17 protein-coding genes are annotated in these 16905 nt (G+C 63.8%); 8 read left to right on the top strand and 9 right to left on the bottom strand.

Going from position 1 to position 16905, the window contains the following annotated elements; all coding sequences use genetic code 11:
• Nucleotides 1-564, bottom strand: coding sequence for a peptidylprolyl isomerase (locus tag JQ566_RS15120; RefSeq protein ID WP_212373138.1), 564 nt, complete (start codon nt 562-564; stop codon nt 1-3).
• 37 nt (nt 565-601) lie between these two features.
• Nucleotides 602-1099 carry a pantetheine-phosphate adenylyltransferase gene (coaD, locus tag JQ566_RS15115; RefSeq protein WP_212373136.1) on the bottom strand — a complete coding sequence of 166 codons (498 nt, stop codon included), beginning with the start codon at nt 1097-1099 and terminating at the stop codon, nt 602-604.
• Nucleotides 1100-1369: 270 nt separating this feature from the next.
• On the opposite strand from coaD, the gene JQ566_RS15110 reads away from it, so the two are divergent.
• Entirely contained in the window at nt 1370-1627 is a 258-nt protein-coding gene (locus JQ566_RS15110) for a hypothetical protein (protein ID WP_212373134.1), read from the top strand.
• A gap of 65 nt (nt 1628-1692) precedes the next feature.
• Here JQ566_RS15110 and gyrA read toward each other — a convergent pair whose 3' ends face one another.
• Together gyrA and JQ566_RS15100 are read right to left on the bottom strand one after the other, a co-directional pair.
• A complete protein-coding gene (gyrA, locus tag JQ566_RS15105; RefSeq protein WP_212373131.1) occupies nt 1693-4425 on the bottom strand; it encodes a DNA gyrase subunit A in 2733 nt (910 codons plus the stop codon).
• A 361-nt stretch (nt 4426-4786) separates the two neighbouring features.
• Complete coding sequence (locus JQ566_RS15100; RefSeq protein WP_212373130.1) at nt 4787-5281, bottom strand: single-stranded DNA-binding protein; 495 nt, start codon at nt 5279-5281, stop codon at nt 4787-4789.
• Nucleotides 5282-5719: 438 nt separating this feature from the next.
• Here JQ566_RS15100 and JQ566_RS15095 point away from each other — a divergent pair, with 438 nt between their 5' ends.
• From JQ566_RS15095 to JQ566_RS15075, 5 genes are all read left to right on the top strand, one after another.
• The gene (locus JQ566_RS15095) at nt 5720-6481 is read left to right on the top strand and encodes an outer membrane protein (protein ID WP_212373129.1); all 762 of its coding nucleotides are present in this window, start codon (nt 5720-5722) and stop codon (nt 6479-6481) included.
• A gap of 240 nt (nt 6482-6721) precedes the next feature.
• Nucleotides 6722-7390 (top strand): outer membrane protein, encoded by a 669-nt coding sequence (locus tag JQ566_RS15090; RefSeq protein ID WP_212373128.1) that lies wholly within the window; start codon nt 6722-6724, stop codon nt 7388-7390.
• Between the two features lie 224 nt (nt 7391-7614).
• Nucleotides 7615-8361 (top strand): outer membrane protein, encoded by a 747-nt coding sequence (locus tag JQ566_RS15085; protein WP_212373552.1) that lies wholly within the window; start codon nt 7615-7617, stop codon nt 8359-8361.
• 279 nt (nt 8362-8640) lie between these two features.
• Nucleotides 8641-11616 carry an excinuclease ABC subunit UvrA gene (uvrA, locus tag JQ566_RS15080; RefSeq protein WP_212373125.1) on the top strand — a complete coding sequence of 992 codons (2976 nt, stop codon included), beginning with the start codon at nt 8641-8643 and terminating at the stop codon, nt 11614-11616.
• Between the two features lie 76 nt (nt 11617-11692).
• Nucleotides 11693-12262: a DinB family protein gene (locus tag JQ566_RS15075; RefSeq protein WP_212373124.1), complete on the top strand. Its 570-nt coding sequence runs from the start codon at nt 11693-11695 to the stop codon at nt 12260-12262.
• A gap of 1 nt (nt 12263) precedes the next feature.
• On the opposite strand, the gene JQ566_RS15070 is transcribed toward JQ566_RS15075, so the two are convergent.
• Complete coding sequence (locus JQ566_RS15070) at nt 12264-12800, bottom strand: RNA 2'-phosphotransferase (protein WP_212373123.1); 537 nt, start codon at nt 12798-12800, stop codon at nt 12264-12266.
• Between the two features lie 72 nt (nt 12801-12872).
• Between JQ566_RS15070 and JQ566_RS15065 the strand changes: the two genes are divergently transcribed.
• Nucleotides 12873-13196 (top strand): hypothetical protein, encoded by a 324-nt coding sequence (locus tag JQ566_RS15065; RefSeq protein WP_249139482.1) that lies wholly within the window; start codon nt 12873-12875, stop codon nt 13194-13196.
• Nucleotides 13197-13215: 19 nt separating this feature from the next.
• Here JQ566_RS15065 and JQ566_RS15060 read toward each other — a convergent pair whose 3' ends face one another.
• A complete protein-coding gene (locus JQ566_RS15060) occupies nt 13216-13566 on the bottom strand; it encodes a DUF5615 family PIN-like protein (RefSeq protein WP_212373122.1) in 351 nt (116 codons plus the stop codon).
• A 3-nt stretch (nt 13567-13569) separates the two neighbouring features.
• The gene (locus JQ566_RS15055) at nt 13570-13791 is read right to left on the bottom strand and encodes a DUF433 domain-containing protein (RefSeq protein WP_212373121.1); all 222 of its coding nucleotides are present in this window, start codon (nt 13789-13791) and stop codon (nt 13570-13572) included.
• A 71-nt stretch (nt 13792-13862) separates the two neighbouring features.
• Between JQ566_RS15055 and JQ566_RS15050 the strand changes: the two genes are divergently transcribed.
• Nucleotides 13863-14495, top strand: a complete 633-nt coding sequence (locus JQ566_RS15050) for an HAD family hydrolase (RefSeq protein ID WP_212373118.1) — start codon at nt 13863-13865, stop codon at nt 14493-14495.
• A 74-nt stretch (nt 14496-14569) separates the two neighbouring features.
• On the opposite strand, the gene JQ566_RS15045 is transcribed toward JQ566_RS15050, so the two are convergent.
• Nucleotides 14570-15517, bottom strand: coding sequence for a YVTN family beta-propeller repeat protein (locus JQ566_RS15045; RefSeq protein WP_212373117.1), 948 nt, complete (start codon nt 15515-15517; stop codon nt 14570-14572).
• Nucleotides 15518-15519: 2 nt separating this feature from the next.
• The gene (locus JQ566_RS15040) at nt 15520-16083 is read right to left on the bottom strand and encodes an SRPBCC family protein (RefSeq protein WP_212373115.1); all 564 of its coding nucleotides are present in this window, start codon (nt 16081-16083) and stop codon (nt 15520-15522) included.
• Nucleotides 16084-16905: the final 822 nt, after the last annotated feature.

The following is a 16905-nucleotide window of genomic DNA, read 5'->3' as shown; positions in this document are numbered from 1 at the left end:
CTACTTGATGTCGGATGCGACCTGCACCTTCACCATCTTGTCGGGATCGGTGACGGACCCGCCGGGCGAGCCGGGAGGCGCCTTCTTCAGCTTGTCGACGACGTCCATGCCCTGCACGACCTCGCCGATCACGGTGTACTGGCCATCGAGGCTGCCGCCGTCGGCGAACATGATGAAGAACTGCGAGTTGGCGCTGTCGACGCTGTCGCCGCGCCGGGCCATGCCGACGATGCCGCGGGCAAAATGCACCTTGGAGAATTCCTGCTTCAGGTTCGGATATTTCGAGCCGCCGGTGCCGTTGAATTTCTCGCCGTCACCCGTCTGCGCCATGAAGCCGTCCATCACGCGGTGGAACGGCACGTTGTTGTAGAAGCCCTCACGTGCGAGCTGCTTGATGCGCTCGGCATGCTGCGGCGCGATGTCGGTCCTGAGCTTGATGACGATGCGGCCCTTGGTGCTGTCGATGACGATGGCGTTGGCCTTGTCGAGGTTTGCAGGCAATTGCTGCGCCACCGCCGGCACCGCGAACAGAAGCGCGGCAAGAACTGCGAGAATTCGGATCATGACAACTCCGGTCGTGATTAAGAGAGGAAGCGGGCCGCTATCCGGGGAATTTGGCCTTGAGCTGTGCCGCGACCTGCGGCGGGACAAAGGCCGAGACATCCCCGCCCATGCCGGCGATCTGGCGCACCAAAGTGGCGGTGATCGGGCGGACCATGGGAGAGGCCGGCAGGAAGACCGTATGCACCTCGGGCGCCATGGCCTCGTTCATGCCGGCGAGCTGCATCTCGTAATCGAGATCGGTGCCGTCGCGCAGGCCCCGGATCATGATGGTCGCGCCGTGCTTGCGCGCCGCGGTCACCGACAGATCGTCAAACGTCGTCGCCTCGAGCACGCAGCCGGCCTGGGCCGCGATCGGACCGCAGACGTCATGGAGCATCTTCAGCCGCTCCTCGGTGGAGAACAGCGGCTTCTTGCCGGGGTGCACGCCGATCGCGACCACCAGCCTGTCGCACAGCGAGACGCTGTGCCGGACCACGTCCAGATGGCCGTTGGTGATGGGGTCGAAGGAACCTGGGTAGAAGGCAATGCGCGACATGGCTCCGTCCTACCCCGCCCGGCCCGGCCCGGCAAGCCGGGCAGGTTCCTTGTCCGTTTTCCTGTCCAGGACCCGGAAATGTCTCGCCGGACCGGTCGGCAACGGCCGCTTTGTTTCGTCCTCGGGACAGCCACGAAACAAAACGGAGCGCGAACGAAACCATTTCCAGCGTCCGCGAAGACGTCCGGAAACTGGCCATGGTTACCAATCCAGCCAACGAATGACGGGCCGCACACTGGGCGTAGCCGGCCGCATCACAGGGGACAGTCAATGATCAAGACGATTTCAGCGATCGCGGTCTCTGCGTGTGTCGCCGCAGCCCTCACCCTCCTGCCCGGCTTTGCCCCGACCGTCGAAGCCAGCGTGCCGCAGCCGCTGGCCAAGGGCGACCGGCTCGATATCCGCACCACCGGAAAGGACTGCTCGCAGCAGGCCTGGCCGAACTTCGAGGCATCCTGCCTGCGCCGCGCCGGCAGCAAGGCCGATGTCCGCGAGGCCCGCCTGGTGACCGCCGACCGCACCCCGTAGTCGGGGCCTGACGATTTCGCGTCAGCTAGGCGGTTCGTAGATCGAGCGGGCTACCTGGCTGAACGTTACTCGCCGTTCGCCCCGTTCCCGTTCTCGGCCTCTTCCGTGATGTGCTCCACCGACACCACGTGCTCGTCCTCGGCGGTGTCGAACACGATCACGCCTTGCGTCGAGCGGCCGGCGATGCGGATGCCTTCGACCGGGCAGCGGATCAGCTGGCCCTTGTCGGTAACCAGCATGATCTGGTCGGCCTCTTCCACGGGGAAGGACGCCACGAGGTTGCCGTTGCGGTTGTTGACGCTCATGGCGACGATGCCTTTGCCGCCGCGGCCGGTGGTGCGGTACTCGTAGGACGAGGTCCGCTTGCCGTAGCCGTTGACGGAGACGGTCAGCACGACCTGCTCGGCCGCCGACATCTCGACATAGCGCTCCTGCGGGAGCTGGAAGCTGCCTGAGCTCTCCTCGGCCTCGGCATCCGCCGGCGCCTCTTCCGTGGCGGCCTCGCCCGCAACCGCGCGGCGCATCTTCAAATAGGCCGAACGCTCGTCCGAGGTGGTCTCGACGTGGCGCAGGATCGCCAGCGAAATCACCTTGTCGCCTTCACCGAGCGCGATGCCGCGCACGCCCATCGAGGTGCGCCCGGTGAACACGCGCACGTCGGTGACGGGGAAGCGGATGCACTGGCCGCCGGCAGCAGTCAGCAGCACGTCGTCGCGCTCGGTGCAGATCTGCACGTCGACGATCGCCTCGTTGTCATCGAGCTTCATCGCGATGATGCCGGAGCGGCGGACGTCGACGAAGTCGGACAGCTTGTTGCGGCGGACGTTGCCGCCTGTGGTGGCGAACATCACGTCGAGCTGGGCCCAGGTCGATTCATCCTCCGGCAGCGGCATGATGGTGGTGATGCGCTCGCCCTGCTCCAGCGGCAGGATGTTGATCATGGCCTTGCCGCGCGCGTTCGGCGCGGCCATCGGCAGCCGCCAGACCTTTTCCTTGTAGACCTGGCCGCGCGAGGAGAAGAACAGCACCGGGGTGTGCGTGGAGGCCACGAACAGGCGGCTGACGAAATCCTCGTCGCGGGTCTGCATACCGGAGCGGCCCTTGCCGCCGCGGCGCTGCGCCCGGTAGGCCGACAGCGGCACGCGCTTGACGTAGCCGGCGTGCGAGACGGTGACGACCATGTCCTCGCGTTGGATCAGGTCCTCGTCCTCGACCTCGCCCTCCTGCTCCATGATCACGGTGCGGCGGGGCGTAGCGAACTCCGCCTTCACCTCGGCAAGCTCGGTCTTGATGATGTCGAGGATACGCGCACGCGAGTGCAGGATCTCGAGATACTCGCCGATTTCGCCGGCGAGCTTTGCGAGCTCGTCGCCGATCTCGTCGCGGCCAAGCGCAGTGAGCCGCGCCAGGCGCAGTTCCAGGATGGCCTTCGCCTGATCCAGCGACAGGCGGATGGTGCCGTCCTCGTTGATACGATGGCGGGGATCGTCGATCAGCGTGATGATGTCCTCGACATCACGGGCCGGCCAGTCGCGCGTCATCAGGGTGTCGCGCGCGGCGGCGGGTGTCGGCGAGGTCCGGATCACCTTGATGATCTCGTCGATATTGGCGACCGCGATAGCGAGGCCGACCTGCTCATGCGCGCGCTCGCGCGCCTTGCGCAACTTGTACTTGGTGCGGCGGGTGACGACCTGCTCGCGGAAGCCGACGAAGATCGTCAGCATGTCCTTCAGGTTCATCGTCTGCGGACGGCCGCTATCGAGCGCGACGGCATTGACGCCGAAGCTGGTCTGGAGCGGGGTAAACTTGTAGAGCTGGTTCAGCACCACGTCGGGCACGGCATCGCGCTTGAGCTCGACGACGACGCGGTAGCCGTCGCGGTCGGATTCGTCGCGCAGATCGGAGATGCCCTCGATCTTCTTCTCCTTGTAGAGCTCGGCGATGCGCTCGACCATCGTCGCCTTGTTCACCTGATACGGGATCTCGGTGATGACGATCGCCTCGCGCTCTTTCCGGATCGTCTCGAAGGTGACCTTGCCGCGCATCACGATGGAGCCGCGGCCAAGATGGTAGGCGCTGCGGATGCCCTGGCGTCCGAGAATGATGCCGCCGGTCGGGAAATCCGGGCCGGGGATGATGTTGTTGAGCTCGTCGATGGTCAGCGACGGGTTGTCGACCAGCGCCAGGCAGGCGTCGATGACTTCGCCGAGATTGTGCGGTGGAATGTTGGTGGCCATGCCGACCGCGATGCCGCCGGCGCCATTGACCAGCAGGTTGGGGAACCGCGCCGGCAGAACCACCGGCTCCTTGGTCGAGCCGTCATAGTTGTCCTGGAAGTCGACCGTCTCATTGTCGATGTCGTCGAGCAATTTGAGCGCGATCTTGGTCAGGCGCGACTCGGTGTAGCGCATCGCCGCCGGCGGATCGCCGTCGACCGAGCCGAAATTGCCCTGCCCGTCCACCAGCAATTCGCGCATCGAGAAAGGCTGCGCCATGCGCACCAGCGCGTCGTAGATCGCCTGGTCGCCATGGGGATGGTATTGGCCCATGACGTCGCCGACGATACCGGCCGACTTCTTGTGCTTCTTGTCCGGCGTGTAGCCTTCCTCGTTCATCGAGAACAGGATGCGGCGATGCACCGGCTTCAACCCGTCGCGCGCATCGGGCAGCGCGCGCGACACGATCACGCTCATGGCGTAATCGAGATAGGACTTCTTCATCTCCTCGTAGATCGAAACGGGGCGAATGTCCGAGGGTTGCGCCGGCTGGTCGCCGGGCTTGTTGTCGTCGTCAGCCAAAGGGAAATCCGGTGAGGTTTTATCTGGGAATCATATAGCGCATCCGGGGTCGGATAACCACCCTTGCAGCGCCCTCGGAAAGCGCTTTTTCTGCTTATTTTTCCAATAACTTAAGGCTCTGGAGCAGCGCCCTGGACGGCCCCGGAATCGGCCCTTCCAGAATAGCCCGCAACGACGGCCGGATCACGCGGGAAGCGGCCCCGTCAGCCGACTTCGCGTGGCGCAACACGGACCTCACCCCAAACGTGAAGCGGGCCCGGAAAATCCGAGCCCGCCTCGCCAATTAGTAAGATTTGCTGACCCAACGCGGAAGCGCCACCGAAGCCTTTGCCGGCGCGCTCTCGTCAAGCTGTCCGCCCGCTCAGAACGGGATATCGTCGTCCATGTCGTTGTTGCGGCCACCGCCTGCGGCGACTGGACGGCGCGGCGCGCTGCTGGCCGGACCGGACGAGCCGAAATCGCCGCCCGGCTCGTCGCCGAAGCTGCCGCCTCCGCCGCCGCCACCGCGGCCGTCGAGCATGGTCAGCGTCGAGTTGAAGCCCTGGAGCACGACCTCGGTCGAATACTTCTCGACGCCGCTCTGGTCGGTGTACTTGCGGGTCTGGAGCGCGCCTTCGATGTAAACCTTTGCGCCCTTCTTCAGATACTGTTCGACGATCTTGCAAAGCGGCTCAGAGAAGATCACGACGCGGTGCCACTCGGTCTTCTCCTTGCGTTCGCCAGTGTTCTTGTCGCGCCAGGTCTCCGAGGTCGCGATGCTCAAATTCGCGATCGGCCGCCCGTCCTGGGTGCGGCGGATTTCAGGATCCTTGCCGAGATTTCCAACCAGAATGACCTTGTTGACGCTTCCCGCCATCGCCGCTCTCCACTCCGAATGCCACTGAATTTCAAAAGGGCGAACCGCTGCCCGCGTTCCTCTGCGCCCTGTCGAGGCGACCCTATACGCTTGCGGGCACCGATCAGCCCGCCACCCCCAAGGTTATCCCCACATATAGCATCGCCCTCGGCTCTGTTCCAGATTTGTTCTTCGCGGCGACGCGCCAAGACCTTCGCCCGCACGCCCGTGGAAAAGGCAGCCCTCGGATGGAACCTTTTCGGGTTCCCGCGAACGACGAAAATCGCTTAACATTCATCAAGTTGTGGGCACTTCTATCGGTCGCCGAGTGTGGCATTTCGGAGACGGACTCTGCCCTTTCCTTAGGCTACGGTTGCCTCGGAATTAGTTCATATGGGCGTCACGCCTGATCAGCCGCTTCGGGGACTTCGAGAAGCGGACGAAACTGGGGAGACTGCAATGAATAAGATTCTGTTTAGTGCAATCGGTGCAATTGCGTTGGGCCTGTCGGCTCCTGCAAGCGCGGCGGATCTCGCTGCGCGTCCTTACACCAAGGCTCCGGCGCCGGCGGTCGCTGCCATCTACGACTGGAGCGGCTTCTACATCGGCATCAACGGCGGCTGGGGCTCAAGCCGCAATTGCTGGGACTTCGTGACGCCAGTCACCGGCACCCTGATCGACGACGGCTGCCATGATGCATCGGGAGGCACGGTCGGTGGTCAGATCGGCTATCGCTGGCAGTCGGCCAATTGGGTGTTCGGCGTGGAAGGCCAAGGCAACTGGGCTGATTTCAGCGGAAGCAACATCAGCCCGACCGCTCCAGGTCAGCAGAACCGTACGCGGATCGATGCTTTCGGCTTGATTACCGGTCAGATTGGCTATGCTTGGAATAACGTCTTGTTCTACGTAAAGGGCGGCGCCGCCGTAGTGGACGACAAACACGACCTCCTGGTTGCGCCAGGTTTTGTGGGTGCGGGGACCATCTTCGGTTCGGCCAACGAAACACGCTGGGGCGGAACGGTCGGCGCTGGTCTTGAGTTTGGCTTCGCCCCGAATTGGTCGGTGGGATTGGAATATAATCACATCTTCCTGGGTGATCGTAACGTCGATTTCAGCTTGGGCGGCGCCTTCGTCCAGACCGAGCGCATCAGCCAGGACGTCGATATCGGTCTCATCCGCGTGAACTATCGCTGGGGTGGCCCCACGATCGCGAGATACTGATATCCCACTGATATTATTTGGAAATCAAAGGCCGGCTTCACGCCGGCCTTTCTTGTTCGGGCGCAAATTCGCCTGGGAATAATAAGTCAGCAACCATCACCTTTTGCGGTGTTGTGGCTTTTCGGTGACACAACTTGCGGCTTTGGTGGTGTAAATGCAGCGTCAGTTGGGCCGTTTGAGTCCGCTGCCCTTCCGTCACGGAAGGCAACAACAGAAACTGGGACTGGGATTAAGTTGAAGATGAAGAAGATTTTGTTGGCTTCGGCCTGTTTGTTCGCTCTTGCGGCCCCCGCGTCGGCGGCTGATCTGGCGGCCCGCCCCTACACCAAGGCTCCTGTGGCCGTTGCCTCGGTCTACAATTGGACCGGCTTCTACCTCGGTATCGTCGGCGGCGGCGCCTGGCAGAACGCCTCCGACGTCCAGATGAAGGGTGGCTTCGTCGGCGGCACCGCCGGCTACAACTGGCAGACCGGCAACGTCGTGTTCGGCATCGAGGCCGACGGCGCCTGGGCTGACGCCAGCGACTCGGTCACCATTCTTGGCGTCGACTTCAAGTCGAAGACCGAAGCGATGGGTACCGTGCGCGGCCGCATCGGCTACGCCGTCAACAACGTGCTGTTCTACGGCACTGGTGGTTACGCCTGGGTCGACAACAAGATCACCGCCAGCGCGCTCGGTGTGAGCATCTCCGACAGCAAGTGGCACTCGGGTTGGACCGTTGGCGCCGGTGTCGAGGCGTTCTTCGCTCCGCAGTGGTCGGTCAAGGGCGAGTACCTCTTCCGCAGCCTCGGCGGCGAGACCTACTTCTCGGGTATCGGCGCGCCTTTCCCGACCGGCACGCTCGAGTACCACACCGTGCAGGTCGGCGTGAACTATCACTTCGGCGCCCCGGTCGTCGCGAAGTACTGATAGCGACCGACGTCACATCGTCACGAAAGGCCGGCCTCGCGCCGGCCTTTTTGTTTTGGCGGGTCGCCCCGCCCGCCAGTCAGCAATTTCGCAGAGATGTGGCGCGCGGGTGACACAACCTTTGGCTTCAATGGTGTAATGTAATGACATTACTTGGGTCATAACGTCCGCTGCTCTTCCGCTCTCCGGAAGGCCGGAATGAGAAACGGAACTGGGGAATGGATATGAAGAAGCTCTTGCTGGCTTCGGCCAGCTTGTTCGCACTCAGCGCGTTGGCACCGGCCTCGGCGGCCGATTTGGCGGCCCGCCCCTACACCAAGGCTCCGGTGGCGCCGATCGCGGTGTACAACTGGAGCGGTTTCTACCTCGGCATCAACGGCGGCGGCGCCTCGAGCCGCAACTGCTGGGATGTCAACAATATCTTCGGCATTCCGGGTCCTGATACGGCTGAAGGCTGTCACAATGCGACCGGCGGCGTCGTTGGTGGCCAGATCGGTTATCGCTGGCAGTCGGCGAACTGGGTGTTCGGTCTCGAAGCCCAGGGCGACTGGGCCGATCTGAAGGGCTCGAATACGAGTTTGTTTCTTGCGCCGCTGGTCAACCAGACCAGGATCGATGCGCTGGGCCTGTTCACCGGCCAGGTCGGCTATGCCTGGAACAACGTGCTCTGGTACGTGAAGGGTGGCGCGGCCGTGACGCACGCCAAATATGACGGTCTGTTGGGGGGCGTCGTCTTCGATAGCGCAACTGAGACGCGCTGGGGTGGTGCGGTCGGCACCGGCATCGAATTCGGTTTCGCGCCGAACTGGTCCGTTGCGATCGAATACGATCATCTGTTCATGGGCAAGCGCAACAACTCCTTCACGTTTCTCGGCGTCAACGACCGCATCGACCGCATCAAGCAGGATGTCGACATGGGCACCGTTCGCCTCAACTACACCTTCGGCGGCCCGGTGGTGGCGAAGTACTGATCTTCGCCTCCAGCGCCATCGCGTTACGAAAGGCCGGCCTCGTGCCGGCCTTTTTTGTTCTGGCAGCACGTTCGAGAGCAGTTCCGCCACCGCTCCTGCTGCCAGATGCCGCCAGCGCGCCAACAATCCGTTGACGATTCGCAAGTCCCACTGGAAATCCTCCGCCGTTCTTCCTACGTTCGCTGCCACACCCATCGGCGCCGATCCCGGTTCCGGGCGCAGCGCGCCTTTTTTGTTGGCGCGATCGCGCACCTTTGGGCTTCCTTGAGGGCAACTCGGATGGATGAAGTGATCAGGGCGAAGCGCCAACAACAGAACGCGGGCTCGAGCCTGCGCGCAATTACGATCCGCGGCGCGCGCGAGCACAACCTCAAGAACATCGACGTCGAGATTCCCCGCGACAAGCTGGTGGTGTTCACCGGCCTCTCCGGCTCCGGCAAATCCTCGCTCGCCTTCGACACCATCTATGCCGAGGGCCAGCGCCGCTACGTCGAATCGCTGTCGGCCTATGCGCGCCAGTTCCTGGAGATGATGCAGAAGCCCGACGTCGACCAGATCGACGGCCTATCGCCGGCGATCTCGATCGAGCAGAAGACGACGTCGAAGAACCCGCGTTCCACCGTCGGCACCGTCACCGAGATCTACGACTACATGCGCCTCTTGTGGGCCCGCGTCGGCGTGCCCTATTCGCCGGCCACGGGCCTGCCGATCGAGAGCCAGACCGTCTCGCAGATGGTCGACCGCGTGCTGGCGCTGCCCGAAGGCACCCGCCTCTATCTGCTGGCGCCGGTCGTGCGCGGCCGCAAGGGCGAGTACAAGAAGGAGCTCGCCGAGTGGCTCAAGAAGGGCTTTCAACGCGTCAAGATCGACGGCACCTTCTATGAGCTGGCGGAAGCCCCGAGCCTCGACAAGAAATTCCCGCACGATATCGACGTCGTGGTCGACCGCATCGTGGTGCGCTCCGACATCGGCCAGCGCCTCGCCGAGAGCTTTGAGACCGCGCTGAAGCTCGCCGAAGGCCTTGCCGTCGTCGAGTTCGCCGACGCGCCGGCGGCCGCGCCCGTCGAGGAAAAGAAGAAGACCGCCAAGATCCACGACAAGAGCGGGCCCGAGCGCATCCTGTTCTCGGAAAAGTTCGCCTGCCCGGTGTCCGGCTTCACCATCCCCGAGATCGAGCCGCGCCTGTTCTCCTTCAACAATCCCTATGGCGCCTGCCCGGCCTGCGGCGGCCTCGGCGTCGAGCAGCATGTCGACGAGGATCTCGTCATCCCCGAGAAGGATCTGACGCTGCGCAAGGGCGCGATCGCGCCCTGGGCCAAATCGTCGTCGCCCTATTACGTGCAGACGCTGACCGCGCTCGGCAAGCACTACAAGTTCACGCTAGACACCAAATGGAAGGATCTGCCGAAAAAGACGAGAGACGCGATCCTCTACGGCTCCGGCGACGACGAAATCAAGTTCTCCTACGAGGACGGGGTGCGCTCCTACGACACCAGGAAGCCGTTCGAGGGCGTCATCACCAACATCAACCGCCGCTACCGCGAGACGGAAAGCGAGTGGGCCCGCGAAGAGCTGGCGAAATATTTCCACGACGTGCCCTGCGAGGGCTGCAAAGGCTTTCGGCTCAAGCCCGAGGCGCTCTGCGTCAAGGTCGGCGACAAGCATATCGGCGAGATCTCGGAGCTCTCGGTCAGGAAGGCCGGCGAATGGTTCAAGACCGTGCCGGACGCACTGAACAAGCAGCAGAACGAGATCGCCGGCCGCATCCTGAAAGAAATCCGCGAGCGCCTCACCTTCCTGCTCGACGTCGGCCTCAACTACCTCACCCTCTCCCGCTCCTCCGGCACGCTGTCCGGCGGCGAGAGCCAGCGCATCCGCCTGGCCTCGCAGATCGGCTCGGGGCTCACAGGCGTGCTCTACGTGCTGGACGAGCCCTCGATCGGCCTGCACCAGCGCGACAATGCCCGCCTGCTCGATACGCTGAAGCGGCTGCGCGACCTCGGCAACACCGTGGTCGTGGTCGAGCATGACGAGGACGCCATCCGCCTTGCCGACTACGTGCTCGACATCGGCCCCGGCGCCGGCATGCATGGCGGCCACATCGTCGCCGAAGGCACGCCTGCCGAGATCATGCGCAACCCGAAATCGCTCACTGGCAAGTACCTGACCGGCGAGCTCGAGGTCGAGGTGCCGGAGCGGCGTCCGCCCAACCATCGCCGCACCATCAAGGTGGTGAACGCGCGCGGCAATAACCTCAAGAACGTCACGGCGGAGATTCCGCTCGGCCTGTTCACCTGCGTCACCGGCGTCTCCGGCGGCGGCAAGTCGACGCTTCTGATCGACACGCTGTACCGCGCCATCGCCCGCAAGCTCAACAACGCCAGCGAGGGCGCCGCGCCGCACGACCGCATCGAGGGCCTCGAGCACATCGACAAGATCATCGACATCGACCAGTCGCCGATCGGCCGCACCCCGCGCTCGAATCCCGCGACCTATACCGGCGCCTTCACGCCGATCCGCGAATGGTTCGCCGGCCTGCCCGAAGCGAAAGCGCGCGGCTACGAGCCCGGCCGCTTCTCCTTCAACGTCAAGGGCGGCCGCTGCGAGGCCTGCCAGGGCGACGGCGTCATCAAGATCGAGATGCACTTTTTGCCCGACGTCTACGTCACCTGCGACGTCTGCAAGGGCAAGCGCTACAACCGCGAGACGCTCGAGGTGCTGTTCAAGGGCAAAAGCATCGCCGACGTGCTCGACATGACCGTCGAGGAAGCCGCCGAGTTCTTCAAGGCGGTCCCGCGCGTGCGCGAGACTTTTCAGACATTGCACCGCGTCGGGCTCGATTACATCCACGTAGGCCAGCAAGCGACCACCCTATCGGGCGGAGAAGCACAACGCGTCAAACTAGCAAAAGAGCTGTCCAAGCGCGCCACCGGCCGCACGCTCTACATCCTGGACGAGCCGACCACCGGCCTGCACTTCCACGACGTCAAGAAGCTGCTTGAGGTGCTGCACGAGCTGGTCGCGCAAGGCAACACGGTCGTCGTCATCGAGCACAATCTCGAAGTCATCAAGACCGCCGACTGGGTCATCGACCTCGGCCCCGAAGGCGGCGACGGCGGCGGCGAGATCGTCGCCTGGGGCCCGCCGGAAGACATCGCGAAGGCGCCGCGGAGCTATACGGGCAAATTCCTTGAGCCGGTGCTGAAGAAGGCAAGGAAGCCGAAGCGAAGGAGCACGAGCGAGGCGGCGGAGTAGAAGCTTTGAATCGAAGCCGCGTAGGGCCGGATTAGCGAAGCATAATCCGCCGCTGCACGATCGAGGAAGAACCGACATGTCCGCAGGACTTGTGCAAACGTATCGCGCCTTCGCCCACAACAATGCCTGGTCGAACCATCGCCTGCTCACGGCCTGCGCCGCGCTACCTCAGTCGGAATTCGAAGCCCATCGCACCGGCTTCTTTCCAAGCCTGCAGCGTACACTAAACCACATCTACGTCATCGACCTCTTCTACATCGATGCGCTTGAGGGCGGTTGGCTCGGACCCACGGCCTGGAAGAACGAAGTGCCCCTTCCTGCCCTTGCTGCGCTGAAGCCTGCGCAAGCCACGATGGACAAGCGCCTGATTGCCATCTGCGATGCACTGACGCCCGCGCGGCTCGATGACGTCGTGAAGATCAACCGCGATACGCGCGTGCAGACCGAGCGGTGCGACCGACTGCTCATGCATCTGTTCCAGCACCAGATCCATCATCGTGGACAGGCGCATGCCATGCTGTCCGAGACGGCCGTTGCGCCGCCGCAGCTCGACGAGTTCTTTGCGGAAGGCGAAGCGCCGCTCCGGGCTGCCGAATTCGCCGAGCTCGGCTGGACCGAGGCGACCGTCTGGAAATCCCGGATGTAGGCTACGCCAGGAACTCCGGCGGAACTTGGTCGGTCAGCCACACGCCATTGTCTGCGCGAAAAAACTTGTATCCCTTGGCATGCATGCCGCCGGCATCGACCTTGAAGATGTGCGGCTTGCCGTGGCGCTGACCGACGCGCTGCGCCGTCGCCTCGTCGAAAGACAAGTGCACCTGCTGGCGCGCTTGCGGCTTCAGGCCCTCGGACAGGATCGCCTCGACGAACCGTGTCGCCGTGCCATGATACAGGATTGACGGCGGCTCCTGCGCGGCCAAGCCAAGTTCAACCGAGACGGAATGTCCTTGCGCGGCGCGAATGCGATCAGCTTGGGGAGACAGTGAGAAACGCTTCTTGTCACTCTCTGCGACAACACGCAGAAGATCGTCGCGGCCAAACTTTGTGCCGGCGGCACTTGCCTTGACGATCAGTTCGCTGATGCCAACCCATCCTTGCGGGTCCAGCACAAGCCCGATTGCATCAGGCTTGTGGCGCAAGACGAGGCTCAGAAATTTGCTGAGCTGGATGTCATCTATCGGCATGGCGTCCCTTCCAGTCCCGCACCTCTACACTTAAGTGGTTGACAAGGCCAGACGATCGATCTGGAGGGAGCGATGCCCAGTCGAGCCTATACTCTCTTTCGGAAAGCCATCCTCGCCGAGCAGCAAGTGACCTGCACCTATGAGGGCCGCTACCGCGAGCTCTGCCCGCATATCATCGGCACCAGCAAGAGCGGCGAGGAAGCCGTGCTGGCCTGGCAATTTGCCGGGGAGAGCAGCGGTCCGCTGCCGCAATGGCGGTGCCTGAAACTGGCCAATGTCAGCGGCGCCCGCGCGCGCGATGGCCACTGGCATGAGGGCCGCTCGCATCGGACCACTCAGACTTGCGTCAGCGACATCGATCTCGACATCAACGTTCATGTGCGCAAGTTGCGGTAAGCAACGGTTCTTCGCAGCGCTACAAGGGACGGGATCGAAAACGAACCTCGTCAATTACGACATAGCGGCCGAATAGTTCCTCCCCGAACTGGTCCACAGCCTCCAGCAAACGCGTCCTCGCGAGTTGTCGAGTTTCCGGATCGATGCGCAGCAAGATCAGGCCTGGAACGGCTTGGCCGCGGCGAAACACCAGTTCGCCAAAATCCTTGTCAGCCGTAAGGAGAATACGTCCCTCCCGGGACGCCAGCGCGATGACCTCCAAATCGCTGATGCTGGCAGCAAATTCGGCAATGTAGAGCACGTCGTGATTGGCGCCGCGTAGCTCTCGCACCAGAGAGACTGTGATGCACTCGTCCGCGAGCCAGCGCACGATTCAGCGATAGATGATGTCTCCGTCGGCCAGATAATCGGCCGCAAAGGCTTGGGCTGCCCGGATATCATCGAGCGTCAGCCGCGGGTGCTCCGCGATGATGGCCTCGGAGGTCATACCCGCGCCAAGCTCCCGCAGCACCAATTCGACTGGCACACGCGTCCCGCGTATCACGGGCTTGCCGTCCATGATCGCCGGGTTGATTTCGATCCGCTCGTGCCGCATGGCTGTCCTCTAAGTCCAGCGAACAATAGCACGCCCTATCCCGATTGTCAGCGAACTCCAAGCCGTCCGCCATGCCCTACTCCCTCGCCATCTTCGACCTCGACGGCACCCTCGCCGACAGCTTCCCGTGGTTCCTGCGCACCATCAACGACGTCGCCGACCGCTTCGGCTTTCGCCGCGTCGCGGATGAGGAGATCGAAGAGCTGCGGCATGCGTCCAGCCGCGAGATCCTCAGCCACCTCGAGGTGCCCTTGTGGAAGCTGCCGGCGATCGCGCGGCATGCGCGGCGGTTGAAGGCGGAGGCGGCAGCCGAGATTTCGCTGTTTGCGGGCGTCGAGACGATGCTGCGGACGCTGGCCGAGAACGGCGTGCAGCTGGCGCTGGTGACCTCCGACAGCGAAGCCAATGCGCGCGAGAAGCTCGGCGAGTCCGCCGCACTGTTTTCGTATTTCGACTGCGCGGCATCGCTGTTCGGCAAGCCCGCGAAATTTCGTCGCGTCACCCGGCGCGCGGGCGTGGAGCCGGACAAAGTCATCTCGATCGGCGACGAGGTCCGCGACATCGAGGCAGCGCGGGCTGTCGGGATTGCCTGCGGCGCCGTGTGCTGGGGCTACGCGGCGCCGGCGGCGCTGCGGGCGCTGGGGCCGGATCATGTGTTCGAGCGGATGGACGAGATTGCGTCGATGTTTTCTCCGGTGCCGTAGCCCGGATGGAGCGCCAGCGTAATCCGGGAACGCGTCCCCGCATTCCGCTTCGCTCCATGCGGGCTACGACCGCCCTACTCCGTCCTGCGCAAGAACGCCCCGAACGCGCGCGGACCGTCGCCGGTCTTGATCTCGCCGATCACCTTCAGCTCGGCCGCATCGATGATGTCGAGCGTGTTGCTCTCCCAGCAGGCGACGATGACGCGCTTGCCGTCGGCGGTTGCCGCAATGCCTTCGGGATAGTCGCCGACATTGATGCGCTTGATCGGCTTCAGGCTCGCCAGATCGAACACGCTGACGGTGCCGCCATACTGGTCGGTGACGAAGCCGCGCCCTTGCGTCAGCGCCACCGCATAGGGGCGCATCCCGACCGGCACGCGGCCAATCTCGCGGGCCTCCACGATATCGATCACCGAGACGTCGTCGGAGCCGACATTGGCGGTGTACGCACGCCTGCCATCGGCGTCGATGGTGACGCCGAACGGACGCGTGCCGACCTTGATCATTGTCTTGCGCTGGCGCGTCGCGGTGTCCACCACCGAGATGCTGTCGTCGTCGCGGTCCGCTGACAGCAGCAGTTTGCCATCAGGCGTCACCGCCAGCCCCGATGGCGAGGCGCCGACCGCAATGCTGGCCGTGACGCTGCGGCTCGCAGCATCGATCACCCGCACCGCCGCCGCATACCAGTCCGCGACATAGACGGTGCGGCCGTCAGGCGCCACGGCAATGCCGAGCGGCCCGCCGCCGACCTCGACGCGGCCGGCGACCTGCCGCGTGGCTGCGTCCACCACCGTCACGGCCTTGGCGTCGGGGCTCGTCACATAGGCAAAGCGCCCGTCGGCGCTGACGGCGACTCCCGCCGGCTTGCCGCCGATGGGAATGGTCGCGACGCCACGCGCGGTCGCGAGGTCCACGACCATCAGGTCGTCGCTGAGCTGGTTGGTGACGAACGCCTCCTCGGCGGAGGCGCAGCCTGGGCAAGCAAGGCTGGCGGCGAGCGCCGCCAGGGCGAGCATCCGCACGGTCAGCTTCCGCTCTCGATCTTCTTCTTGAGCGCCTCGAGCCCGGCCTTGTACAGCCCGCTCACCGCAGTCTTGGCGGCTTCGTCGCTCAGCTCCGGCGGCGGATCGTTGTTGGGATAGCCACGATAGAATGCGCCAGCCCATTCCAGCTTGGATTTGCCATCGGGAGCCGGCGACACGCTGAGGGTCGAAGAATAATTGGTCACCGGCAGCACCTTCACGTCGACCTTCGTGATCCGGTACGAATAGCTCATCATGTCGGGTTCGTACTTGTAGAGCTCCTCATCGACGGTCGCCCCACCGGTCAGCGTCAGCTGGCGCGTCGCGCCGATCTCGTTGCCCTTCTCGCCCGTGGTCTTGGTCACAGGCGGCAGCCAGCTCATGTCCTGGAAGTTGCGGATCACGGCCCAGACCTTGTCCTGCGGCGCGTTGATCTCGATGGATTCCCGCACCTTCTGCCGCGTCGGCCCGTGGGCCCAGACCGGCTCAAAAACGGCCGTCAGAGCCATCCCCACCACCGCCAGCGCCGCCACCCCGGCGATCGCCGTTCCGCTTCTCATCCACATGTCGTTTCCTCACTCGTGATCCTGCGCGACTTGGAACGCGCGCTGGGATCATCGTAGCGCATTTTTGGACGGTGGGGAGACCGGTTCATGGCGCGGCTGTGGCGGGGCTTCCCCCTGCTCACACCACCGATTGCGGTGCCCGACGGGCAAAACACGCCAGACCGGGGTCAACTCCCTCCGACGAAAACAATTCGCTTTACTCGAATTCGGAATTGTCGCATGTTTCGACCACCCCAACCCGGGCCGAGGGGCGCATCGCGATCGTCACGAACGCGGGATGGGCGGCGGTGGACGCAGGTGACATCGGCGCGAAGGGCTTTGCAGGGCGGGCAACTGTGAGCGAAGACCTCGCGCCAACGACAGGTGTGATCGGCGTACGGCGAAATCGTGTGGTCCTGGCGCCCGGGGTCTGTGCGCCAAGTCTTGTGGTGATGTGTGCTGTCCAACCGGGCACGCGCATCAGCCATCCGCAAGGCGACGGGGGCAATAGTGCATCGCTCCCCGGGGAGAGCACGACATAAGTCGTAAAACCACTGCGCAGGGAAGGCCGGATGTTTGGCTTCACCTGTATGCCGCTGTGCAGCCTCTCGTAGCGCAATTTTCGCACAGTGGACCGCGGGTGCCAGCCGGCACCCGGCCTTCCCCATAGGCGTTAAGTTTATTCTTGAGTGTTGGAATCACACGTGATTCCAAGGGGCATGGCAGACGAATCGCTTCTGAACGAGGACTGGACGAGAGTGGTTGCGCAGCTGGGTGGAGCTGAGCAGCTTGAGACGAGTGCGCGCCAGACGAAGGCTTTCGTGCGGCGGCGCCAAATTCCAG

It is taken from the genome of Bradyrhizobium sp. SZCCT0231, from assembly GCF_018130245.1.
Lineage (GTDB): Bacteria > Pseudomonadota > Alphaproteobacteria > Rhizobiales > Xanthobacteraceae > Bradyrhizobium > Bradyrhizobium japonicum_F.
Note: the sequence above shows the minus strand (reverse complement) of the source record. Positions and strands in the feature narration are given on the sequence as shown.

Excerpts from the sequence above, each read along its gene's own strand:
- JQ566_RS15075 (WP_212373124.1), top strand. The coding sequence starts at position 11,693 with ATGTCCGCAGGACTTGTGCAAACGTATCGCGCCTTCGCCCACAACAAT.
- JQ566_RS15040 (WP_212373115.1), bottom strand. The coding sequence starts at position 16,083 with ATGTGGATGAGAAGCGGAACGGCGATCGCCGGGGTGGCGGCGCTGGCG.
- coaD (WP_212373136.1), bottom strand. The coding sequence starts at position 1,099 with ATGTCGCGCATTGCCTTCTACCCAGGTTCCTTCGACCCCATCACCAAC.
- JQ566_RS15120 (WP_212373138.1), bottom strand. The coding sequence starts at position 564 with ATGATCCGAATTCTCGCAGTTCTTGCCGCGCTTCTGTTCGCGGTGCCG.
- JQ566_RS15100 (WP_212373130.1), bottom strand. The coding sequence starts at position 5,281 with ATGGCGGGAAGCGTCAACAAGGTCATTCTGGTTGGAAATCTCGGCAAG.
- JQ566_RS15095 (WP_212373129.1), top strand. The coding sequence starts at position 5,720 with ATGAATAAGATTCTGTTTAGTGCAATCGGTGCAATTGCGTTGGGCCTG.
- JQ566_RS15085 (WP_212373552.1), top strand. The coding sequence starts at position 7,615 with ATGAAGAAGCTCTTGCTGGCTTCGGCCAGCTTGTTCGCACTCAGCGCG.
- JQ566_RS15110 (WP_212373134.1), top strand. The coding sequence starts at position 1,370 with ATGATCAAGACGATTTCAGCGATCGCGGTCTCTGCGTGTGTCGCCGCA.
- JQ566_RS15050 (WP_212373118.1), top strand. The coding sequence starts at position 13,863 with ATGCCCTACTCCCTCGCCATCTTCGACCTCGACGGCACCCTCGCCGAC.
- JQ566_RS15065 (WP_249139482.1), top strand. The coding sequence starts at position 12,873 with ATGCCCAGTCGAGCCTATACTCTCTTTCGGAAAGCCATCCTCGCCGAG.
- JQ566_RS15055 (WP_212373121.1), bottom strand. The coding sequence starts at position 13,791 with ATGCGGCACGAGCGGATCGAAATCAACCCGGCGATCATGGACGGCAAG.
- JQ566_RS15090 (WP_212373128.1), top strand. The coding sequence starts at position 6,722 with ATGAAGAAGATTTTGTTGGCTTCGGCCTGTTTGTTCGCTCTTGCGGCC.
- JQ566_RS15070 (WP_212373123.1), bottom strand. The coding sequence starts at position 12,800 with ATGCCGATAGATGACATCCAGCTCAGCAAATTTCTGAGCCTCGTCTTG.
- uvrA (WP_212373125.1), top strand. The coding sequence starts at position 8,641 with ATGGATGAAGTGATCAGGGCGAAGCGCCAACAACAGAACGCGGGCTCG.